Genomic DNA, 20,337 nt, shown 5'->3' with positions numbered 1-20,337 from the left:
CCGATGACGCGATTCGAAACCGTCCAGCGCGTGGTGTGGCGCTGGTGGGCTGACCTTCAGGAAAACCACAATCGGGGCGGACGGGCGCAAATCCGCCGGGCCGTGAGTGCCGAAGATTTGCTGCTCGTCCCCCAGGTTCAGCGTTTATACCGCGAGCTTGACCTGCGGGGTGGTCTGCCCACTGGCAGCCTAGAAAGTAGCTTTGCCCAGGTTGCCGCCACCGCGACCGTTGTTGCGACGGTGACAGTGGCGGTTGCTGCGGACCCGCCGGCTGACGATGCCCCGGTCCCTGGGCGTCCGCTGGCCGAACTGCTCGGCCCCCCGCCGGGGGAGAGCGATAGCACGCACGCCCTGCTAAAACCCCTCCGGTTCCGCCGCCTGCTGCAAGCCGATGACAGCGATCCGATGATCCTGGCGCGCGATCTGCGCCGGGCGGTGCGGCTGCTGAAGCCGGGGGCGGGGCTGGATGTCGGCACGTTGGGGGCGTCCCTCCTGGCCTGGGGGCCGAAAATTCGCACCCGCTGGGCTTTCGATTATTACCGGGGTGGGGAGTTTTCGGCCTCACCGGAACCGCATGAGATGGAACGGCCATGACCGCGTTTCTGCAACTGCATTTGCTCACCGCCTATCCGCCCGCCAATCTAAACCGGGATGATATGGGCCAGCCCAAAACGGCCGATTTTGGCGGGCGGGCGCGCTTGCGCATCTCCTCCCAAGCGCTGAAGCGGGCGTGGCGGACCGATGCGGTTTTCCAGCAGACGCTCGACGGGCATCTCGGGAAGCGCACTCAGCGCCTGGGCCGGGATATTCGCGATCACCTGACGGAACAGGGGGTGGAAGCCGCGCAAGCCCTGACCATCGCGCGGGCCGTCGCCGGTATTTTCGGCAAGAATACCGACGATAAGAAGGCGCCGGAAAAGCAAGCCGATATCGCGCAGCTCGCCTTCATTTCGCCGGAGGAGCGGGCGGCGGCTTTTGCGGCGGCCGAGGCAATGCGGGCGACCGGCGCCGAGCCAAAACGCGACGCGATTCTGCAAAGCGTCGATACGGCGGTGGATATCGCCATGTTCGGGCGGATGCTGGCCGATGCGCCGGATTTCAACCGCGAAGCCGCCGTGCAGGTGGCCCATGCCATCACCACCCACGCCGTGACGGTGGAGGATGATTTCTATACCGCCGTTGATGACCTGAAGCGCCCGGCTGAAGACGCGGGGGCGGGTTTCGTTGGCGAAGCGGGTTTTGCGGCGGGGCTGTTCTACCTTTACGCCTGCATCGATTTGGATCTGCTAACCCGCAATCTCGGCGGGAATACGGCCCTGGCCCGGGCCGGGGTTGCGGCCTTGATCCGCGCGGCGGCGACCGTCGCCCCTAAGGGAAAACAGGCCAGTTTTGCCAGCCGCACCCACGCGAGCTATCTGTTGGCCGAACGCGGCATGGCGGCCCCGCGCAGCCTATCGGTCGCTTTCCTAAAGCCCGTGGGGGCGGGCGATCCCCTGGCCGCGTCGATTAAAGCCCTGCGGGATCAACGGGCGGCCTTTGCCGAGGCCTATGGTGATGCCCCTGATTTTGCGGAAATGGCGGTCGGCGAGGCGGGGGGCAGCTTGGCGAGGGTGATCGACTTCGCGACGGGCTGGTAGTCCGGCATGGCGTCCCTGCTGTTTTTCACGCTCTATGCGCCGCTCGCCGGGTTTGGTGACCTTGCGGTCGGCGAGCGGCGTATTGGGGCTGACCGACCGAACCGCTCTGGCATTCTCGGTCTTTGCGCGGCGGCGCTTGGTCTTGAGCGGGACGCGACGGCGGCGCTTACGGCCCTCTCGGCAGGCCTTGATCTGGCGCTGCGGCTTGATGCCGACGGGCGGGTGGTGCAGGACTATCACACGGTACAATCCGTCGAAGCCCCGAAACGCGCCAAGCAGCCTTGGCCAACGCGCGCTGCGGCGCTGGCGGCGGGCAATGTTTCCACTTTGGTTTCGCAGCGCGACTATCGCAGCGATCTGTTCGTTACCGTAGCCCTGCATGCCCGCCCCGGGACAGACCCTGGTCTTTTGCCCCGCGTGGCAACCGCGCTCGCGCGGCCCGTCTTCACGCTTTATATGGGCCGGAAAGCCTGCCCGCTGGGGCTGCCCTTGCGTCCCGCGCTGGTGACGGCGGAGACGCTGGGCCACGGCATCGATCAGTATGATGCAACCCGCCCGATCCCCGAGCAGCGCGTGCGGGCCGTGCTGCGCTTGGGCGAGGCGCTGCGCTATGTCGCCGATACCGGCTGGCAGCGTGACGATCTATTGGGGCCGGAGTTCACCTGCGAGCGGACCGAACAACGGCGCGACGCCGCCCGGGGCGGGCGCGGTTGGCAGTTCGACCTACGCGACGAACTCGTGCTGTCGCGGCGTAAACCGGAAGGACGGGCAGCGTGACGGGATGGATCTTCTCACGCATTCGCCTGCGCCAAGCCCCGGCGGTCGCGGCCCTTCTGCCCGTGATCATGCCAAAATCGGCCGAGGATCGGGCCCGGTCGGGCCATCACTGGGTCTGGTCGCTGTTCGCCGATGGCCCGGACCGGGCGCGGGATTTTTTGTGGCGACGGGATACCGACCCCCGGCAGGGGGAATGTATTTTTACACTCTCAGCCCGCCCGCCGCTTGACCCGTTCGGGCTGTTCGAGATCGACAGCAAACCTTTCGAACCCACCCTGGCGGTGGGGGACCGTTTGCGCTTTCGCTTGCGCGTCGTGCCAGCCGCTAGCCGACCGGGAGCGGCGGGGTCGGCGCGCGGGGTGCGCTATAATCCTGTTCAAACGGCCCTTGCCGCCCTTACGCCAGAAGAACGCCGCTATCGGCGCGCCACGGTGATCCCGACGGTCCTGGGGGACTGGCTGGCAAAGCAAGGCGCGAAAAGCGGCTTTACTCTGCAGCGCGACCCGCTACTGACCGTGTTGGCGGACGATTGGGTGCGTCTGCCGCGCGACGGGGCGGCCCCAATGGATTTCCTGGCCGTCGATGTGGACGGTAGCCTAACGGTCACCGATCCCGCTGCCTTTGTCGGCAAACTTCTCCAGGGCTTCGGGCGCTCGCGCGCCTTCGGCTGCGGATTGATGCTGATTCGGCGGGGATGAGCCCGCCAAACCTTCCAGGCGCGCCGCCACCGCGCCCAATCCCGATGAAGGACCGCGCCAGCCTGATCTTCATCGAAAAGGGCCGGATCGATGTTCTCGATGGCGCCTTTGTGGTGGTGGATGACGGCGGCGTGCGCACCCATATCCCTCTCGGTGGTTTTGCGTGTCTGATGCTGGAGCCAGGGACGCGGATTAGCCACGCCGCCGTCGCCCTTGCGGCCCGCGCCGGAACCCTGTTGGTGTGGATCGGCGAGGCAGGTGTTCGCCTCTATGCCTCCGGCCAGCCCGGCGGGGCGCGGGCGGACCGGCTGCTGTGGCAGGCGCGGTTGGCGCTGGATGAAACCGCCCGCCTGAAGATCGTGCGGCATATGTTCGAGCTTCGCTTTCAGGAACCCGCGCCCGACCGCCGGTCTGTCGATCAACTCCGGGGGCTTGAGGGGGTTCGCGTTCGTCGCCTTTATGATCTCCTGGCCCAACAATATGGGGTTCCTTGGTCCCGTCGATCCTATGACCGTATGGATTGGGAGGCGGGCGACCCGGTCAACCGCTGCCTGTCGGCGGCGAATGCCTGCCTGTATGGCTTAACCGAAGCGGCGGTGCTGGCGGCGGGCTATGCCCCTGCCATCGGCTTTCTGCACATCGGTAAGCCGCTTTCTTTCGTTTACGATATTGCCGATCTCGTGAAATTCGAAACCGTGGTCCCGGCGGCTTTCCAGACAGCGGCAAAACTGCTGGCTGGGCGGGGGGAGCCCGGGGGCGTCGCTTGAGTCCCAAGTCCGGCGCGCCTGCCGCGACCTTTTTCGCCGAACCCGGCTGTTGGAGCGGCTGATTCCCCTGATCGAAACCGTGCTGACCGCCGGTGAGATTGCCCCGCCCACCCCGCCCGAAGCGGCACAGCCTGCCGCCTTCGACGATCCGCCGGCGTCGGGCGATCTTGGGCATCGGGGTTAGCGCGATGGTGGTGATCATCGTCGAAAACGCGCCGCCCCGTCTCCGCGGTCGCTTGGCGGTTTGGTTGCTGGAAGTGCGGGCAGGCGTCTATATCGGTAGCTACTCCGCTCGCACCCGCGAACGCCTTTGGGCCGACGTGACCAGTATGATCGGCGACGGCAATGCCGTCATCGCCTGGGACGCCCCCACGGATGCCGGCTTCGCCTTCGATACTTGCGGGTCGAACCGACGAATTCCTGTCGATTTCGATGGCTTTACGCTTGTATCTTTTCTAGCCGAAGCGTCGCCCTCGGACGGGCGTTAACCTCGGTAAATTCTTTGACAATGTAAAACATAAGCAATTACAATTGCTTCTACGAAGAGTGTTCCCCGCACCTGCGGGGATGAACCGCAAAATTAGCTCGTGCCCGGCGCGATAAAAAGGTGTTCCCCGCACCTGCGGGGATGAACCGCGCCCGCAGCTTTCGGACCTACGCGAATCCGGGTGTTCCCCGCACCTGCGGGGATGAACCGAAGAACAGATCGGCTCGACTTACAGCAAGGCGGTGTTCCCCGCACCTGCGGGGATGAACCGAAGACTTGCTTATCGGTTCGGATTGAAAGCGAGTGTTCCCCGCACGTGCGGGGATGAACCGGACGGCGATGTGCCGATTGTTTTCCCGACCACGTGTTCCCCGCACCTGCGGGGATGAACCGTTTGGGGTTACGATTGCGCGGTTACAAGGCGAGTGTTCCCCGCACCTGCGGGGATGAACCGCTGATGAAATTCCCGCCGCGCTGCCCCAGGGCGTGTTCCCCGCACCTGCGGGGATGAACCGGTCGAACCGCCGCCGGAGGTGACGAAGGTTGAGTGTTCCCCGCACCTGCGGGGATGAACCGGCTGCCGAACTCGACTTCAATATCATGGTCAAGCGTTCCCCGCACCTGCGGGGATGAACCGCGGGCGGGGCTGGACGGGCCGTGGCAGGAGGCGTGTTCCCCGCACCTGCGGGGATGACCTAGACCTCGATGAGGGTCGCCCCGACATCTACCGCGCGCCCACCGCGCGGGCAGGTGGGTTTGTCGTTGCCAGCCGTTCTGCAATCCCGAAAGATAGCGCCCGAAAGGGATGCAGAATGACCGAGACTTCTCGCCCGGCCAGCCCATCGGCGGGGCTGCGGGTTGTTGGCGATCTTATCCGCGATGTTTTGGTGGTCAGCGGCCCGCGTTTTTGGGGGATTGCCGTGCTGGCCAGCCTGCTTGCGCTAGTGCAGGGCGGTAGCCTGCTGCTGCTGCACCCGATCTTAACGCTGCTCGGCCTTACCGGCGCGCCGCCCAAACTCCCTTTCCTGGCAGCGGCGGGGCAGGCGCTTGGCCTATCGGGGGCGCTGGCGATCTATCTTGCCGTAGCCCTCGTCCTAGCAGGCTTGGTCTATGCCCATAGCCTCGCGGTGTTGCGCCTCGTGATCGACTATGGCGACTCGTTGCGGCGCCGCCTCTATGACGCTGTGATGGCGATGGGCTGGGCGGCGGCGCGCGGTCTGCGTCCGGCGGCGGTAGCCCATAGTCTGACAGCGGAAGTGTCGCAAGCGGGCTGGGCCGTCGATCAACTGTTGCGGGCCTTTGCGTCGGCGGTCCAGGTTCCGGTGCTGCTGGCGGTCGCGGTAATGTTTTCCCCGCTGTTTACCGCCCTTGCGCTGGCCGTTGGCCTGGGCGGGGTTGCCGTGCTGATGCCACTGAACCGCCGCGCCTATGCGCTCTCCACCCGGTTCGCCGCCAGCAACCGCGCCCTAAGTGCCGAGGTGGCCGACGAGTTAGCCGGGTTGCGGATTTTGAAAGTTTTGGGCGCGGAGCGGTTGCGCGCCGTCGCTTTTTTTGCCCAGGTTGAAACGCTGCGCCGGGCGCAGATTGACCAAGCGCGGGCCTTTGCCCGGGCTGGGCGCGTGCAAACCTTGCTCGCCACGGCGATTGCCGCCGGGGCCGTGTGGGCGGGGGTGGAGGCGATGGGGTTGGCCGTTGCCGATGTACTCACGCTGCTGCTGATTTTTGGGCGGCTGGCCCAAATGGCGCTGCGTTTGCAAGACCATTGGCGGCAGATTGTGCGCGTTCTGCCGTTCTATGAAGCCGTTCGCGATCAGATCCGCACCTATAGGGCCGAGGCGGAGCCGCCGATTGAGACCGCACCGGTTCTACGCACGGCCCTTCGGCTGGTCGGGGTCGGATACCAGTATAGCCCCTCGGCCCCGTGGGCGATCCGGGGTCTGACGGCGGAGATTCCCGCCCGGCGGATCACCGCCCTGACGGGCCCGTCCGGCGCCGGTAAGTCCACGCTGGCTGATATTGTGATGGGGTTGACTGAAGCAACGGAGGGGGCGGTTTTCATCGATGGGAGGCCGCTCAGTGGCGGGGCGCGCATTGCCTGGCGGCGGCGGGTGGCCTATGTGCCGCAAGACCCTTTTCTGTTCCACGACACGATCCGCGCCAATTTATTGTTAGCGCGGCCCGACGCCGACGAGGCGGCTTTGTGGGCGGCGTTGGACCGTGCGGCGGCGGGTTTTATCCGCCGTCTGCCGAATGGGTTGGAGACGCTGGTTGGCGAGCGCGGGGCGCGGCTATCCGGCGGCGAACGGCAGCGCATCGTTCTGGCGCGGGCGCTTCTGCAAGACCCGGACTTGCTGGTCCTCGACGAGGCTACCAGCGCCCTCGACAATGCCGCCGAAGCTCAGATTTTAGAAGCCCTTCAGGCCCTAAGCGGTCAGATGACGGTGTTGGTCATCGCCCATCGCTCCGCCAGCATCGCCTTGGCGGAGCATCGGATCGATTTGACGATCCCCAGCGAGGAACCGGCCCGAGTCGGGCCTCTTTAAACCCGCTTCTTGCGATAGAGCCCATCGTCCCCCGTCAGGCCGGGCCGCAGCCGTCCATCCACCCCATAGATCGGCGTTACGATTTTGGGCAGCGGCGGGCAGAGATAGACCGGTTCAAACGCCGCCGCGATGCTAAGATCGCTGAAGCGGAGATTGGCGTGGCGGAGGGCGAGAAGACCGCCCGGCTTCAGCAGGCGGGCGAGGTCTATCAAGGCCCGCTCGGCGGCGACAGGATCGAACAAAGGCTGGCAGACGGGCGGGGCGCTGCCGAGCGACCCGTGACGGAAGACCGCCATCGCGAACACCGCATCATAGCATCCACTGGCCTCCTGCTCGGTCGATCCCGCGCGGATAAACTCAAGGCGCGAGGGGCTTCCTGCCCGTCGCCAGCGCACCCGGCAGGCCCGGATGCGGGCGGCGGCAATATCGATGCCCCGAATACTGGCCGTGGGGAACAGATCGGCGAGGGTAAAAACCTCCTCGCCGGTCGAACAGCCGAAGGACAGAAGGCGCAGGCCGGGCTGATCGCCCAACTGGGCTTTGACCTGTGCAAAAATATCAGGGTAGCGATTGGCCTGAGTGGTACCGGAGGGCTGGAATAGTCCGCGTGGGCGCAGCAGGGTTAAGAGCGCGATCTGCCGGGCATCCCCACCGACCCGGAGATCGTTGAGCAGGCGCAAGACGGGAAAGAGCGGGGTGCGTTTCAGCCACGCGCGCAGACGGTGGGTCACGATCGGGCGCGGTAATGGGCCAGCAGGTGCGGGCAGAGACGTTCGAGCTGGGCTTCGACCGCCGCATCCCAGGCTTTGCGCTGTTTGCGATCCGTCACCTCCCGGCCCTGCACATTGCCGAACACAAGGTCCATCTCGGTAAAAAGCTGGGGCAGATGCGTCCAAAGATCTGCCAAGATCGCCTCGTGGCGGCGGTGATAGGTATAATAATCCTCGCTCACCGGCCAGCCGAGACCAGCGACCGTGCGCAGAACATCGGGCGACCGCGCAACGAAATCCTCGTAATAGATCACCGCATCGACCGCCGACCGCGCCAGAAATGCCTGATCGAGCAGGACGAATTTTTCTGCCATCGTGCCGGAATCGTCGCGGTAATGCTTTGTTGCGAGGCTAACGTAATTATCGCGCGGGTCGCGCAGCAGCAGGATGGTTTTATCCGGCTGAAAGCGCTGCTGGTGAACCGCCAATGGGAAGGCCGTGGTGATGACGGTTTTCGCCACCATGTCGAGACTTGGCGAGACAGCGGGGGCCGGGAAGCGGTTGGCGATATCGACAAGGGCGACGCAATCGGGTCGCTGGGCGAGAAAGAGGGTAAAGGCGGTGGCGCCGCTCGACTGCATGCCGTGAACCAGCAGTTTCATCGCGCCCTGTCCTCGTCCGTCGGGAGCGTCAGCCAGGGTTCCGCCAGTTCCGCCGTCAGAAACACATAGCGGCGGACGTGAGGGGTGGGGGGACGCAGGCCGACGCCATGCAGCGCGCCGATTTGCTGAGGGAAAAGCACGAGGCGGTTGGCGCGATAGGGCAGGGTAACCGCAACCTCCACGCTATCCTCCGGCAGTTGAAACGTGTCGAACCCGGCGATGGGGCCGTTTTTCCAACGATACAGGTGCAACTCGCCGCCAGTGGAATCATCCTCCTCGGCGCGGAAATACAGCAGGCCGGTGAACAGCCGGTTCGGCGTATCGAGGTGCGGGCCGCGCGACACCGATGCCGCGCCATAGACCGGCGTGTTGATCTCCGCCCGGGCATCGAGGGACAGGCGGGGCGGGTCGTCGCTGGACGGCTGTAGCAGGCCCATCCGATGGCCGCGCAAACTGCCGCCGAGGTGATGGAGCAGAGCCTGCGGCCAATGCCCGTCGAACAGGCTCACCACCTCCTCAAAAAACGCCGGGCTACTGTGCCGCGCGATGAACGCCTTCCAGGCGGGGGCGAGATCATCCAGAAGGGCGGTTATCCAGGCCGATAGCGTATAGCGGCTATTGCTGAGATACGGCTGATCGCCGCTGCGGGGCGGCATGATCTGGTCGAGGGTTGGGTAAGCGGCGGCGATCTGGGTGTAGAGGTCGGGCGGCAGCGCGTTATCGATAACGATATGGGGAAAGGGGGTTAGCCGAATATCGGCAGGGGTGACGGAGTGAAGAACCGAGGTCATAGGGCGGCCCCTAGGCCTGGACCGTCTTAATCATGGCTTGGGATTCGAGATACTCGAGGAACGCCAGCGTATCGGTTTCCACCGTCTCGAGCGGTACGCCATAGGCTTCGGCCAAGGCTGCGCAAAGGTCGGCGACGCGGACGGGCGTTTTCAGCCGATCCCAAATATCGTGGCTCGTTGCCGTCAGGGCGTAATACTGCCCCTGTTCGGCGCTCATCAGCACGGTTTCTCCTCCGACGGCAGCACTTAGGATCGCGTCATTCCGCACTATCACCGTATTTTTTGCGACCATAATTCCCAGCCCTGCCTTTCGTTTCCCGTATTATTACCCCGATCATAGCGTGTTTAAGAGCGAATAGCGTGATAGGGTCAATCCCAGAATTTTCCTCTCATCCAATCAGGATCAAGATCAGGGCCGGTCGGGACGTATGAACGATTATTCTATTTTTGGGTGGCGTATTCGCAGTGAGTTGCCGATTCCCGATCTTTTGCCGTGGCAGGGCGACGGGCGGGATGCCGATGTGACGATTGAGATCGGGCCTGTTCCGCCCGTGACCCCCGACCTAACCAGCTTCAGCCCGGCGGTCCAGATTGGCCCATCGGGCGTGCGGGTTTCGATCCCCGCCGTTGCCGATTATTGGGTGGAGGCGGGGCAGCGCATTATCGTCGATCCGTCCTTACCGCTCGATGCGCCCGACATTCGCGTGTTTTTGTTGGGAACCGTGTTTGCGGCGCTCTGTTTTCAGCGCGGGGTGCTGCCCCTTCATGCCAGCGCGATCGATATCGGCGGGCAGGCCTTATTAATCTCCGGTATTTCAGGGGCCGGGAAATCGACCTTGGCGGCGGCGTTTTCGGCGCGCGGCTATCGGTTGCTTAGTGATGATCTTTGTGCGGTGACCGTTACCGAGCCGCAAGGGGTGCTGGTCTATCCCGCTTTTCCGCGCGTCAAGCTTTGGAAGGATACGGCCAGCCAACTCCAAATCCCGACCAATGGGCTGGAGCGCAGCCGGATGGAACTCGAAAAGGTTCATCTGCCGATCCCCGCCCCCTTGTTCCAGACCGCCCCTTTGCCGCCCGCACAGATTGTTTTGCTGCGGACCGAGCTTTCCCCCGATCAGCGGGAAACGCGGGTCTTGCGCGGGCTCGCGGCCCTGCGGCGCTTCGATATTATCCACCGTTGGCGGCTAGGGTTGGCGATGGGGCAGCAGGCGCTGATACTACAAGGCTTGGCACGACTGGTGGAACGGGCCCCCGTGGCCGAGGTGGCGCGCAGCGATAATTTTGCCGATCTTCCCGAATTGGTCGACCGGGTTCGCGCGCTTGCGGAGATGCCGCGCGGATGAGCGGGATTTATTGGCTCGCCTCTTACCCAAAATCTGGCAATACGTGGCTGCGCTTGTTGCTGCAATCCTATCGTCGGGGCAAAGCGGTTGTTGATATTAACGACATGGCAGAAGATGGCTGGTCGATTAACAGCCGAACCCAGTTCGATGAGCAGATCGGCCTTGCTGCTTCTGACTTAACGGATGCCGAAATTTTGGCATGGTGGCCTTCAGCCCTAAAGAAATGGGCGCAGGACCACGCCGAGCCTGCCTATCTTAAAACCCATGCGATGTGCGGACCGTGGGAATTTACACTGGGGGCGGTCTATCTGGTGCGCGACCCGCGCGATGTCGCCCTCTCGCTCGCGCGGCATATCGACCGGAGTATCGATGCGGCCATTGAGATGATGGGAACGCGGAATAAGCTTATGAGCCGCTCGCGCTATCGGCTTCAGCCGCGTTTGTTAGAGTCTTGGGGGAGTTGGAGCCAAAACGTCGAAAGCTGGCTCGCCCCGATGCCTTTTCCCGTCCATGTTGTTTCTTACGAGTCGATGCGCGCCGATCCTGCTGCGGTCCTGTCGGGACTTCTACCGGTCTTAGGGTTTCCGGTCGATCCGGCGGCGGTAAATGTCGCCGTTTCCGCGACGACGCTGGAGACGTTGCGGGCTCAGGAGGCCGAGAAAGGCTTTGTCGAGGCCGTGGGGCCGAACAGGTTTTTCGGCGAGGGGCGCGTGCAGGGCTGGCGCGACCGGTTGACCCCTGCCCAGGTGGCCCAGATCGAGGCGGATCACGGGCCAATGATGCGCCGCTTAGGCTATCTTCCCGCCGATCACTGATTGCTGCCGGTCGCCCAGCGAATAAAGCGCCCGGTTTGAACGGCGCGCGCCAGCACGACTTCATAGTCGAACCGCCGGGCCTGCGCCGCCTCGGCATCCGCAGGCCAAGTGTCGATCAACTGTTTCAAGCGCGGCAGGTCGAGCATGTCGGCGGCGAGGGGGTGTGTGGCCAAGCGCTCGATATCCGCTGCAAAACTCTCCCGTTGAGCGGAGAGGCGGGCAAACCATTCTGGGTTTTGCTGACCATACTTGCGCTCGGTGATCAGGGCTGGCGGCAGCCGGTCCGCGAGCACCCGGCGGGCAAGGCTGCGGTGTTCGCCGCCCAGCAGATATTGCTCGCGCGGGATCGCAAGACAAAATTCGGTCAGATCGGGGTCGGCCAGCGGGTCGCGCAGGTCAAAGCCGTAATAGGCCTTCAGGGTGCGCTGGGTTTCGAGCAGGCGCGTGCGTTGTGCTTCCATATGGTGGGCGATAAGCTTTCGGCTGTCGGTGGTGTAGAGCGATAGGCCGTCATCGCCCAGGGCCTTGAGAGTCGCGCTTACGCCAATCCGTCGAGCGAAGTCCGAGCGGATCGCGGCATATTTTGTGGGCGTTTCTCGCCCTGGGTGCCGCCAGCGCCACAATGCTGCCCGGAGGGTCGGCGGTAACGCGGGAAGTAAGACTTCGGCTTCAAGCATCCGCCAGACGCTTATCTGCCGAAACCGGGCCGCCCCTGGAAGCAATTGGATCAGTTTATCCAGGCGCCCTGTCCGCGCAAAATCGCCCAACCCCCTTACGCCATTGAAGCTAAGGGTCAAATTGCCGGATTGGCCTGTGAGCAGCACCCGATGCCCATTTTTTTGAACGGCGCGATAGGCGGCATCGAACCACCCTAAGTGATGGGCGTTCATTTGCATCCGCCCCCCAGCCACAAAAAAGGGGGTTGGGTCCATCTCAAGTGACGAAGGGTCGGCGGCATAACAAAAATGCGGGTGCAGATTGGGGTAGCGGGCGGTAATGGCCTCCACATGGGGCCGTTCCCGATCATACCACCCCGGTCGGCTGCCAATCGTTCGTCCTGGCGGCGGCTCCACCGTATAGGTCGAAAGGGGGGCCGGGTCGAGCAGGCGCGCGGCGGTCGCGGCCACCCCTGCGCTATCGAGGCCCCCTGACATTAAAACCCCGGGCGGGGAGGCACTGCGCAAGCTCCGCTGGACGGCTTGGTCCAATAGATCGCGCGCTGTTTCGGCATAGGCTTCGGGCGTTGGCAAGGTCAAGCGGCGGCGGGTATCGAGCCGCCAAAAGGTCCGCTCCTGCACGCCGTGCGTATCGGCGGTGAGATGGGTTCCTGGTGGAACGAGGCGGATATTTTTGTAGAGCGTGTCCGCTGGATCAGCGACCGTGGCGGTGAAGTGCAGGGCGAGTTGCAGCGGATCGAGGGTTTTGGGAACGCTGGGGAACTGATGGAGCGCGCTCAGCGTTGTTGCGAACCAAAAGCCTTTCGGACGGGCGTGCCAATAAACAAGGCGCTGGGCCATTGGCGCCACGAGGATATGCAGCCGTCGCGCCCGTGTGTCCCACAGTGCAAGGCAATAATCGCCTTTTAATTTAGGGAGCGCGTCAAACCCATAACGGTCGAGCCACGCTGCTGCGATTTGCGAGTCCGGGGTATAGGGCGGAAAGCCCAAATGTTCGATAAGTGATGAGGGCTCAAAGAGATACCCATCGAAAAGAATAACGCGCCCGGCTGGGTCTGCGAGGGGCTGCCGTTCGGCCCGATCTTCTGCCGTTATGATCCGTTGGGCATGCGCCAGCGCAGCACACTCATCGCGCCAAACCCGAGGGGGTTCAAGCCCGACGCTCATAAAACTGGCGCCTATTCGCGCACGATCTTCCTGGGTTAGTGCTTCCGTCTCAAACGCAATAGAACCGCGAAAATCACTCATCCGGTTTATATTAATCGAGGTTCGGGAGCTTCACGATGCTGTATTGATTCCTGAACCATCATTGCCGGGGCTGAGACTGCTTTGTGTGAATTCGGCAATCGAAAAGATCTCAATCGATTGCAAGGGAGCAATCCAACGCATCGGCGATGCGTCGACCGATAGCGCCTTGGACGGGTTATCAAGATTGCGTTGTTGCATTTCCATAGACATCACCCCCGACCCGTTCGGCGTCAAACCGATATTGTCCAAAGCAGTAAATTGGCTCAGCCAACCCGACTATACCATTAACCCAAATTATTATGCCAAGTTCTCTCTGATGGCAAGCTTGCACGCCGCTTTTAGTGCTAACCCCAAAATAGCAGAACGAAGTTTGATATTAATAATAATTATCATTCGCACCTTCATAGCATATCCTTATATTTTTTTCAATGCATTTTATTTTTAAATTGAAATACTTCCCGTGTGACAACCGATTGGTCCTATGATGTTTTAAGGGCACGGCACGACCCGAATCACCTTAAAAGCGCGCCGGGCGGAGGAGAATACAATGACAGATAATTTTCTCGGTGAACTCAGGCTGTTTGCGTTTGGGCGGGTACCACGAAACTGGCTGCCCTGTAATGGCCAGCTTTTGGAGGTTAGGCAGTATCAGGCGCTCTTTGCCTTGCTCGGCAATAAGTTTGGTGGCAACGGCACGACAAATTTCAATCTTCCTGACTTGCGCGGTCGGGTTGCCGTCGGTAGCGGCCAATCCCCGGTAAGCGGGACGGCCTTCCAGCTCGGGAAAACCGGCGGGACGGAGACGGTGACGCTGACCGCCGCGCAAACGCCGCCGCATGATCACAACATTATCGCCTCGCAATCGACCACGACCACAGCGCAAGCTCCGTTGGACAACTATATTGGGGTCGCGACGGCAAGTCCGGCAGGAACTCAACCTTTCAATCTCTACGCCCCTAGTCCAACTTCGCCCTCCGATCCGAACTGGGTTCCCCTCCATACCTCGACAATCTCCGCCTCGGGTGGGGGTGGTCCGCACGAAAACCGGCAGCCGATCCTTGCCGTGCAAATCTGCATTGCAACCCAGGGTCTATGGCCCGCGCGCAATTAGTTTCGGCACCTTTATCGACAGGAGGAACCTATGGCAGAGTTTTATGTCGGCGAAATTCGGCTTTTCGCCTTCAATCAATACGCCCCAGCCAATTTTTTGCCCTGTGACGGTCGGTCCTTGAGCATTTCTGAATACCAAGCGCTTTTTTCTGTGATTGGCACAGCATATGGTGGCAACGGCACGACAAATTTTAACCTTCCCGATTTGCGCGGACGCAGCCCGGTGCATTATGGCCAACTAACGGGGGGAACAAACTATGTGCTGGCCCAAAAGGCGGGGGCGGAGCAGGTTCAGCTAACCTCGGCGACAGTCCCGCCCCATAATCACATCATCTCCGTTACCAAAGCCACTGCCACGGCTATGATTCCGGCCTCGACCAATGCTCCCGGCAATGTTGGCAGCAATTTCTACTATTGCAACGAGGCCCAGGCGGGAACCCTGCTTCAAATAGCGCCCCAGACGGTTACCGTGGACGGTGGTGGAAACCAGGCGCATTTGAATATTCAGCCCAGTCTAGCGCTATCCTACGCAATTGCCGTTAACGGCCTCTATCCAGACTTCAGCAATTAATCGGACCTTCGGGAGGCAGTTATGGCAGACGCTTTTATTGGCGAAATTCGCATGTTCCCGTATGGCTATGCGCCGATCGGGTGGTTTGCCTGCAATGGGCAGCGGATGGTTTTGCAGCAGTATCAGGCATTGTTCAGCCTGCTTGGCAGCCGCTTTGGAGGCGATAATCAGACCTATTTCAACCTTCCCAATTTGAATGGGCACATTCCCGTTGACTCCGGGGTTTCACCGACCACGGGCACCAACTGGGTGTTCGCCCAAGCCACCGGGCAGGAGACGGTGACGCTCACCTATAATCAGGCGCCAACCCATACGCATACATTCACGACTAAGATTTCCAATTCGGCAACCGCTGGCGTAACTGGTGCGGCGCAGGCGACGGGAACGGCCCCCAATTTGGTTGGAACCTCGTTGCTTAGCCGGGGTATTAATAGTAGCGTCGCAAAGCCGATCAATGCGTATGACGTTCCGCCGTCAAGCAATGAAACCCAATTAGGGGTGAAAGTATCCCCTGCCTATGGCAATGCTCAGTTGCAAACCGATCCACACCCAAACCTTCAACCCTATTTGGTGATGGGCTATTACATCTGTAATGACGGCGAATATCCGGTGAACCCGAACTAATGCCGGACACGTTGGGGCGGGCGGGGCTTTGGGTGGCCCTGCCCGCCGATTGGCCGGGGCGCGGGCTGGCGCTTCGGGTGCGGCAGCCGGGGGATATGGCGTTCCTGCGCGACCTCTACCGCAGTACCCGGGCGGAGGAGGTGGCGGCGGCGGGCTTCGATCCTATCGCGGGCGCGCTCTTTCTCAACAGTCAGTTCGATCTTCAGTGCCGTCATTTCGATGCGCATTACACGCTCGGCGGGCAGCGACTGATTGTTGTGGCGCAGGATCAGCCCATCGGTCGGCTCGATCTCTGGCAGACCGAGACTGCGGGGCGGCCCGATTTACGCTTGGTCGATCTTAGTCTGCTTCCTGCTTGGCGCGGGCAGGGGCTGGGCGCTGCGCTTTTGGTCGCGGTGCAACAGGCCGCCGCAGCGCAAGGGCGCAGCGTTAGCCTGCACGTCGATAAATTCAACCGGGCCTTTACCCTTTATCGTCGCCTGGGGTTCAAGAAAGTCGGCGATACGGGCGCCTCGTGGCGCATGGAGTGGCGCGCGGGCCGGTCTCGGCGCCGTTAAGACTGTTTCTCTGGGGTCGGTGCTGGGCGGAATGGCGTTAGGGCCGGGTCCATCCGCCCCCCGCAAATGATCCCCCCCATTGGCCCTTTCAGGGTGAGCCAGGCATGGGCGACCAGCCCTTCCGGCTGCCGCTGAACGCCGAAGCCGAGCAGGGGCGAAAAGCCGCGTCGCCGCATCATCATGCCAGCGGCGAGGGCTTGTGGTAGGCAGACCGGGTGCCAGGGAAGCCAGCGAGCGGCGGCGGTTACGGCGGCATCGGTGGCACGGGCGAGGGGCAGCGGGCTTAACCCTGTTATCGGGGGGTGTGGATCAAGGCCAACCCCAATCCAGCGCATCAGAACCGCGATCGGGAACAGCCGCACCAAAGGCCCCAGGATCAGCAGATAGGCCATCGCCTCCAAAACCCGCACGCGATGGCGCAGGCGTTTCACGGCACAATATCCAGCAGCGCCCGGGTTTCGAGGGTCTGAAGCAGGACGAGAATATCGTTTTCGATGATGGCAGGATCGTCCTGATACTCACCCGCGAGGGTCCGGCAGAGGGCTTCGACCCGGATAGGCTCCGCCAAATGACGCCAAATATCGCTGCTGGTCACGTTCAGGCCGAAATAAGCCCCTGCGCTGAGGTCCATCAGCACGATCTCGCCATCAAACTCGGCGGTCATGACATCGGGTTTACGCCGAACGACAGTGGCAAGCGTAATCACAGGGCGGGACTCCCTTCGTCAAGCGAGCGCCGGTCAAGATGCCGAGAGTGCGATACAATCGCCTATCGGCGGCGTCGCTCCTAGCTACCGCCTTCGGTCAGATCGCGCAAGGCTTCCACATCCAGAATCTGGGCTTGGCTAGTGGTATCCAGCCGGATCAGCTTGAGGTTCTTAAGCTGGGTGAAGGCGCGGCTCACCGTTTCCGTCGTCAGGCCCAGGTAATCGGCAATATCAGTGCGGCTCATCGGCAGCGAGACGGGATTGGACGGCATCCCCAAGCGCCGGGCGCGGTCGGACAGCATGATCAGGAAGGTGGCCAGCCGCTCCTTCGCGGTCTTCCGGCCCAACAGCAGCATCAAATCCTGCGCCACCGCGAGTTCGTTCGCCGCGAGGCCTAGTAGACGCTTTTCCATCGATGGGTAGCGTTCGAACAATTCTTCCAGCTTTTTGCGCGGAAAGCGGCAGAGGCGCACGGGTGTGACGGCTTCGGCGCTATAGGCATAGGATTGACGGACGGCGAGACCGATGAAATCCCCGGCCATCAGAAAGCCGATAATCTGGCGGCGTCCATCGGGCAGCAGCTTATAGACCTTAACCGTTCCGGCGGTGACATTGAACATATGCTGCGCCGGTTCACCTTCATCGACGATGGTGCCGCGCGGGTCGATATGCAGGTCGGTCACGGCGCGTTCCAGCACCATGAGTTCGGAATCCGGCACGCCCGCACACATGCTCCAGGGTCGTGCGCTGCAATCGGCACAAAGACGGCTTTCATCTTCCGGGCACACGCGCGCCGCAGGAAGAGAAGACCCCAAGGAAGGCGAGAAAGACGTCGTCACAGGTCCGATCCAGGCAGGTATCATGAGCGATTGTGTAAGTATGCGCCGCTGCCCGCTCAATGTCACCCACTTGATTGACGCAGATCAATGACGCTTGCGGGGGGAAGAGGGTTAGCCTTGATCCTGCCCAAAGGCGGAAAGAGAGATGCGGTTCCAGATCACCACCCGTTTGACCCCGAGAGAGGTCGATCAAGCCTTCGCCTTGATCCAGATTGAAGCGCCAGAAATGACCCTGGCGGGCTGGCGCAGTTTTGCGCGCTCCGCCGGTCAGGCCGCCCCCGCGCAGGCCAATCGTCGCCGCGCGCCCAGCCTCGCTGCCGTGAAGGACGCGCGCGGGTATCTCTCGGGCCTTTGTTCCTATCGCAAGGCGCGCTCATTGCGGCATGGGGACGTGCTGGCAGTCGATTGCTTCGTTGCGCTCGATTTTCTCAATACCCAAGGTGCCGCCGATTTGCTGCTGCATCATCTGGAAGAAACCGCCTCGGCGGCGGGTTGTTCTGCCATCGAAATTACGCTGGCCCGCCAGGATACGCGACTGATTGATCAGTTTCGCGGCGCGGGCCACGCGCTGGAAGGAGTGCTGCTGTGCAAACCGCTTTTGCCCGTGTGATCCCGCATCCCGCCGCAGCGCCGCTGACCGCCGATCAAATTGCCCGCTTTGAAGGCCGGGTGCCGCGCTATACGAGTTACCCGACCGCGCCGCATTTCTCCCCGGCCGTCACGGCAGAAACCTATGCCGATTGGCTGGCCCGGCTTCCTGCGGGGCAAGCGATTTCGCTCTATCTGCATGTCCCCTTTTGCCAGCAACTCTGCTGGTACTGCGGCTGCCATACCACGGTGGTCAGCAATGATGCGCCCATCCGCGCCTATATCGATCTGCTGCTGGCCGAAATCGATCTGGTGGCGGAGCGGATCGGCATGCGTTTGCCGGTGGAAGCCGTGCATTTCGGCGGCGGCAGCCCGTCGCTGGTGCCCTATGACCGGCTGATGACCCTGATGGAGCATTTGCACCGGCGTTTCGATCTGTCGTCGGTCACAGAAGTAGCGATGGAGATCGACCCGCGCGGCGTCGATGCGGCGCGCGTGCGGGAGTTCGCGGCCATCGGTCTAACCCGCGCCAGTATCGGCGTGCAGGATTTCGATCCTGAGGTGCAGCAGATCATCAACCGGGTGCAGAGTTTCGAGGAAACCGCCGAGGTGGCGGGCGCGCTGCGGGCGGCGGGGATTGGCTCGATCAATCTCGATCTCATCTACGGCCTGCCCGCGCAGACCCATGAAACCCTGGCGCGGACGGTCGATCTCAGCCTGTCGTTGGCGCCGGATCGGTTGGCGCTATTCGGTTATGCCCATGTGCCGTGGATGAAGAAGCATCAGGCGCTGATCCCGGCAGACCGGCTGCCGCCGCCGATGGAGCGTTATGCGCTCTATCAGGCCGCCGCCGACCGGATTGCCCGCGCGGGATACGAGCGCGTCGGCCTCGATCACTACGCAAAGCCGGGCGACGAAATGGCCCGCCAGTTGCGCCAGGGCGTTCTGCGCCGGAACTTCCAGGGCTATACGACCGATACAGCGGAAACCTTGCTGGGGTTCGGGACTTCCTCCATCGGCGCGCTGCCGGACGGTTATATTCAGAATGTTCTGACGGCGCCGGACTATCGCGCGGCCATCGGCGAGGGGCGCCTGCCCGTGGCGCGCGGTATCGGCCTGTCGGCGGACGATAGGCTGCGGCGCGCGGTGATCGAACGGATCATGTGCGACCTAACGGTCGATCTTGCCGCAGAAGCCCGGCGTTTCGGTTCCGACGAAACCTTCTTCGCCGAACGGTTGGCGCTGGCCGACCTAAGCCATGATGGGCTTGTGTCCGTCAACGGCTCGGTCGTTACGGTGCGCGAGGCGGCGCGCCCGCTCGTCCGCTCGGTCGCTGCCGTGTTCGATGCGTATCTGGGGGTGGGGGCGGGGCGCTATTCGCAGGCGGTTTAAAGAATCGCCTTCCACGCCAAAGCCGATAACAGCAGGGCGTTGAGGCCCAGCAGCACGGGGGCGGCTTTGCGTCCAGCCGATTGCCAGCGCCGCCCGGCGAGATGTCCGAGTAACCCGAGGGCCACGAGGGTCGGCACGGTGCCAAGACCGAAGGTCGCCATTGCCAGCGCCCCCGCCAGCGGTTTACCCGTGGCAGCGGCGACCGTGAGGGCGGCATAGACGAGACCGCACGGCAGGAACCCCAGGATCACCCCCAGGCCATAGCCGCGCCAGCCCAGCGGGCGGTCGAAGAAGCGACGGAGTTGCCCCATCGCACGCCCGAGGCTGCCGGTTCCCGTTGCCCCGGTGCCGGAACTCACGAAGAGCGCGCCGCCGAAACCGCGCAAGGCCACCAGCCCCAACATCCCGGCGGCCAGTAGTAGCAGCGCCGCGACGCCCCAGCGAAAAAGCGGGGTGGCGGCAAACGCCGAGCCGATCCCCCCGGCGATAAGGCCGAGCAGCGCATAGGTCGTCAGCCGCCCCAGGTGATAAAGCGGCAGGCTGGCATGTCCCAGGCGGGCGCGCTCGCACAAAGGGCCGGATGCGGCGAGTTCCATGCGTTTTCCGACCTGGGCCATGACGAAGCCGCCGCACATGGGGCCGCAGTGCAATAAACTTCCGGTTGCGCCTGCGAGAAGGAGTCCAGAGTAGAGCCCCGCTGTGCCGAAACCGCCCGCCCAATCAGGGCTACAGAGGCTGGCGAGGGCCAAAAAATCGGCGTGCAGCGACGACATTGCGCGGGAATCCTTATTTCTC

General features: G+C 62.7%; 24 protein-coding genes, 1 pseudogene and 1 CRISPR repeat array. Of the genes and pseudogenes, 15 read left to right on the top strand and 10 right to left on the bottom strand.

Annotated features, from left to right (window positions below):
* Positions 1-3: 3 nt before the first annotated feature.
* The 7 genes and pseudogenes from casB to CHR90_RS01710 all read left to right on the top strand — a co-directional run bounded on the left by casB (position 4) and on the right by CHR90_RS01710 (position 6,909).
* Complete coding sequence (casB, locus tag CHR90_RS01740; RefSeq protein ID WP_094407110.1) at positions 4-594, top strand: type I-E CRISPR-associated protein Cse2/CasB; 591 nt, start codon at positions 4-6, stop codon at positions 592-594.
* Positions 591-1,637 (top strand): type I-E CRISPR-associated protein Cas7/Cse4/CasC, encoded by a 1,047-nt coding sequence (gene cas7e, locus CHR90_RS01735; protein WP_094407108.1) that lies wholly within the window; start codon positions 591-593, stop codon positions 1,635-1,637. Before casB ends, cas7e begins: the two co-directional genes overlap by 4 nt.
* A 6-nt stretch (positions 1,638-1,643) precedes the next feature.
* Positions 1,644-2,414 (top strand): type I-E CRISPR-associated protein Cas5/CasD, encoded by a 771-nt coding sequence (gene cas5e, locus CHR90_RS01730; protein WP_094407106.1) that lies wholly within the window; start codon positions 1,644-1,646, stop codon positions 2,412-2,414.
* Complete coding sequence (gene cas6e, locus CHR90_RS01725) at positions 2,411-3,112, top strand: type I-E CRISPR-associated protein Cas6/Cse3/CasE (RefSeq protein ID WP_094407104.1); 702 nt, start codon at positions 2,411-2,413, stop codon at positions 3,110-3,112. The genes cas5e and cas6e overlap by 4 nt, the downstream gene beginning before the upstream one ends.
* Positions 3,109-4,063: pseudogene (gene cas1e / locus CHR90_RS01720) on the top strand (type I-E CRISPR-associated endonuclease Cas1e). The gene cas6e and the pseudogene cas1e overlap by 4 nt, the downstream one beginning before the upstream one ends.
* A 4-nt stretch (positions 4,064-4,067) precedes the next feature.
* Positions 4,068-4,367 carry a type I-E CRISPR-associated endoribonuclease Cas2e gene (cas2e, locus tag CHR90_RS01715; RefSeq protein ID WP_094407102.1) on the top strand — a complete coding sequence of 100 codons (300 nt, stop codon included), beginning with the start codon at positions 4,068-4,070 and terminating at the stop codon, positions 4,365-4,367.
* Between the two features lie 58 nt (positions 4,368-4,425).
* A CRISPR array of direct repeats spans positions 4,426-5,064; the repeat unit is 29 nt; unit sequence GTGTTCCCCGCACCTGCGGGGATGAACCG.
* Between the two features lie 114 nt (positions 5,065-5,178).
* A complete protein-coding gene (locus tag CHR90_RS01710) occupies positions 5,179-6,909 on the top strand; it encodes an ABC transporter ATP-binding protein (protein WP_094407100.1) in 1,731 nt (576 codons plus the stop codon).
* On the opposite strand, the gene CHR90_RS01705 is transcribed toward CHR90_RS01710, so the two are convergent.
* Genes CHR90_RS01705 through CHR90_RS01695 form a run of 4 tightly spaced genes read right to left on the bottom strand, consistent with a single transcriptional unit; the run spans position 6,906 to position 9,289 of the window.
* Positions 6,906-7,640, bottom strand: a complete 735-nt coding sequence (locus CHR90_RS01705) for a class I SAM-dependent methyltransferase (RefSeq protein ID WP_170941255.1) — start codon at positions 7,638-7,640, stop codon at positions 6,906-6,908. The two genes, CHR90_RS01710 and CHR90_RS01705, sit on opposite strands and share 4 nt — an antisense overlap.
* On the bottom strand, positions 7,637-8,281 hold the full coding sequence (locus CHR90_RS19380; protein WP_170941254.1) for a hypothetical protein: 645 nt from the start codon (positions 8,279-8,281) through the stop codon (positions 7,637-7,639). The genes CHR90_RS01705 and CHR90_RS19380 overlap by 4 nt, the downstream gene beginning before the upstream one ends.
* Entirely contained in the window at positions 8,278-9,072 is a 795-nt protein-coding gene (locus CHR90_RS01700) for a 2OG-Fe(II) oxygenase (RefSeq protein ID WP_094407096.1), read from the bottom strand. The genes CHR90_RS19380 and CHR90_RS01700 overlap by 4 nt, the downstream gene beginning before the upstream one ends.
* Before the next feature lie 10 nt (positions 9,073-9,082).
* Entirely contained in the window at positions 9,083-9,289 is a 207-nt protein-coding gene (locus tag CHR90_RS01695; protein WP_229671608.1) for a PqqD family protein, read from the bottom strand.
* 211 nt (positions 9,290-9,500) lie between these two features.
* Between CHR90_RS01695 and CHR90_RS01690 the strand changes: the two genes are divergently transcribed.
* Both CHR90_RS01690 and CHR90_RS01685 read left to right on the top strand, forming a co-directional pair.
* Positions 9,501-10,415, top strand: a complete 915-nt coding sequence (locus tag CHR90_RS01690) for an HPr kinase/phosphorylase (RefSeq protein WP_094407093.1) — start codon at positions 9,501-9,503, stop codon at positions 10,413-10,415.
* Positions 10,412-11,230 carry a sulfotransferase domain-containing protein gene (locus CHR90_RS01685; protein WP_094407091.1) on the top strand — a complete coding sequence of 273 codons (819 nt, stop codon included), beginning with the start codon at positions 10,412-10,414 and terminating at the stop codon, positions 11,228-11,230. Before CHR90_RS01690 ends, CHR90_RS01685 begins: the two co-directional genes overlap by 4 nt.
* Here the strand turns inward: CHR90_RS01685 and CHR90_RS01680 are convergent.
* Together CHR90_RS01680 and CHR90_RS19375 are read right to left on the bottom strand one after the other, a co-directional pair.
* Positions 11,224-13,074 (bottom strand): asparagine synthetase B family protein, encoded by a 1,851-nt coding sequence (locus CHR90_RS01680; protein ID WP_170941253.1) that lies wholly within the window; start codon positions 13,072-13,074, stop codon positions 11,224-11,226. The two genes, CHR90_RS01685 and CHR90_RS01680, sit on opposite strands and share 7 nt — an antisense overlap.
* 111 nt (positions 13,075-13,185) lie before the next feature.
* The gene (locus tag CHR90_RS19375; RefSeq protein WP_170941252.1) at positions 13,186-13,359 is read right to left on the bottom strand and encodes a hypothetical protein; all 174 of its coding nucleotides are present in this window, start codon (positions 13,357-13,359) and stop codon (positions 13,186-13,188) included.
* Between the two features lie 343 nt (positions 13,360-13,702).
* Here CHR90_RS19375 and CHR90_RS01675 point away from each other — a divergent pair, with 343 nt between their 5' ends.
* The 4 genes from CHR90_RS01675 to CHR90_RS01660 are packed head-to-tail and all read left to right on the top strand — an operon-like array spanning position 13,703 to position 16,017.
* Entirely contained in the window at positions 13,703-14,266 is a 564-nt protein-coding gene (locus CHR90_RS01675) for a phage tail protein (protein ID WP_094407087.1), read from the top strand.
* A gap of 30 nt (positions 14,267-14,296) precedes the next feature.
* Positions 14,297-14,836, top strand: coding sequence for a phage tail protein (locus CHR90_RS01670; protein WP_094407085.1), 540 nt, complete (start codon positions 14,297-14,299; stop codon positions 14,834-14,836).
* A gap of 21 nt (positions 14,837-14,857) precedes the next feature.
* Positions 14,858-15,460 (top strand): phage tail protein, encoded by a 603-nt coding sequence (locus CHR90_RS01665; protein WP_094407083.1) that lies wholly within the window; start codon positions 14,858-14,860, stop codon positions 15,458-15,460.
* Positions 15,460-16,017, top strand: coding sequence for a GNAT family N-acetyltransferase (locus CHR90_RS01660; protein ID WP_094407081.1), 558 nt, complete (start codon positions 15,460-15,462; stop codon positions 16,015-16,017). Before CHR90_RS01665 ends, CHR90_RS01660 begins: the two co-directional genes overlap by 1 nt.
* Here the strand turns inward: CHR90_RS01660 and CHR90_RS01655 are convergent.
* From CHR90_RS01655 to CHR90_RS01645, 3 genes are all read right to left on the bottom strand, one after another.
* Complete coding sequence (locus tag CHR90_RS01655; RefSeq protein WP_212668585.1) at positions 16,014-16,448, bottom strand: lasso peptide biosynthesis B2 protein; 435 nt, start codon at positions 16,446-16,448, stop codon at positions 16,014-16,016. The genes CHR90_RS01660 and CHR90_RS01655 overlap by 4 nt on opposite strands.
* Positions 16,445-16,723 (bottom strand): PqqD family protein, encoded by a 279-nt coding sequence (locus tag CHR90_RS01650; protein ID WP_141210842.1) that lies wholly within the window; start codon positions 16,721-16,723, stop codon positions 16,445-16,447. The genes CHR90_RS01655 and CHR90_RS01650 overlap by 4 nt, the downstream gene beginning before the upstream one ends.
* A gap of 80 nt (positions 16,724-16,803) precedes the next feature.
* Positions 16,804-17,442: a cyclic nucleotide-binding domain-containing protein gene (locus tag CHR90_RS01645; RefSeq protein WP_229671607.1), complete on the bottom strand. Its 639-nt coding sequence runs from the start codon at positions 17,440-17,442 to the stop codon at positions 16,804-16,806.
* A gap of 265 nt (positions 17,443-17,707) precedes the next feature.
* Between CHR90_RS01645 and CHR90_RS01640 the strand changes: the two genes are divergently transcribed.
* Both CHR90_RS01640 and hemN read left to right on the top strand, forming a co-directional pair.
* Positions 17,708-18,172, top strand: a complete 465-nt coding sequence (locus tag CHR90_RS01640; protein WP_094407075.1) for a hypothetical protein — start codon at positions 17,708-17,710, stop codon at positions 18,170-18,172.
* A complete protein-coding gene (hemN, locus tag CHR90_RS01635) occupies positions 18,148-19,542 on the top strand; it encodes an oxygen-independent coproporphyrinogen III oxidase (protein WP_229671606.1) in 1,395 nt (464 codons plus the stop codon). Before CHR90_RS01640 ends, hemN begins: the two co-directional genes overlap by 25 nt.
* Here the strand turns inward: hemN and CHR90_RS01630 are convergent.
* Entirely contained in the window at positions 19,539-20,315 is a 777-nt protein-coding gene (locus CHR90_RS01630; protein WP_094407072.1) for a sulfite exporter TauE/SafE family protein, read from the bottom strand. The genes hemN and CHR90_RS01630 overlap by 4 nt on opposite strands.
* Positions 20,316-20,337 lie beyond the last annotated feature (22 nt).

The sequence above is a fragment of the Elstera cyanobacteriorum genome (genome assembly GCF_002251735.1).
Classification (GTDB): domain Bacteria; phylum Pseudomonadota; class Alphaproteobacteria; order Elsterales; family Elsteraceae; genus Elstera; species Elstera cyanobacteriorum.
Note: the sequence above shows the minus strand (reverse complement) of the source record. Positions and strands in the feature narration are given on the sequence as shown.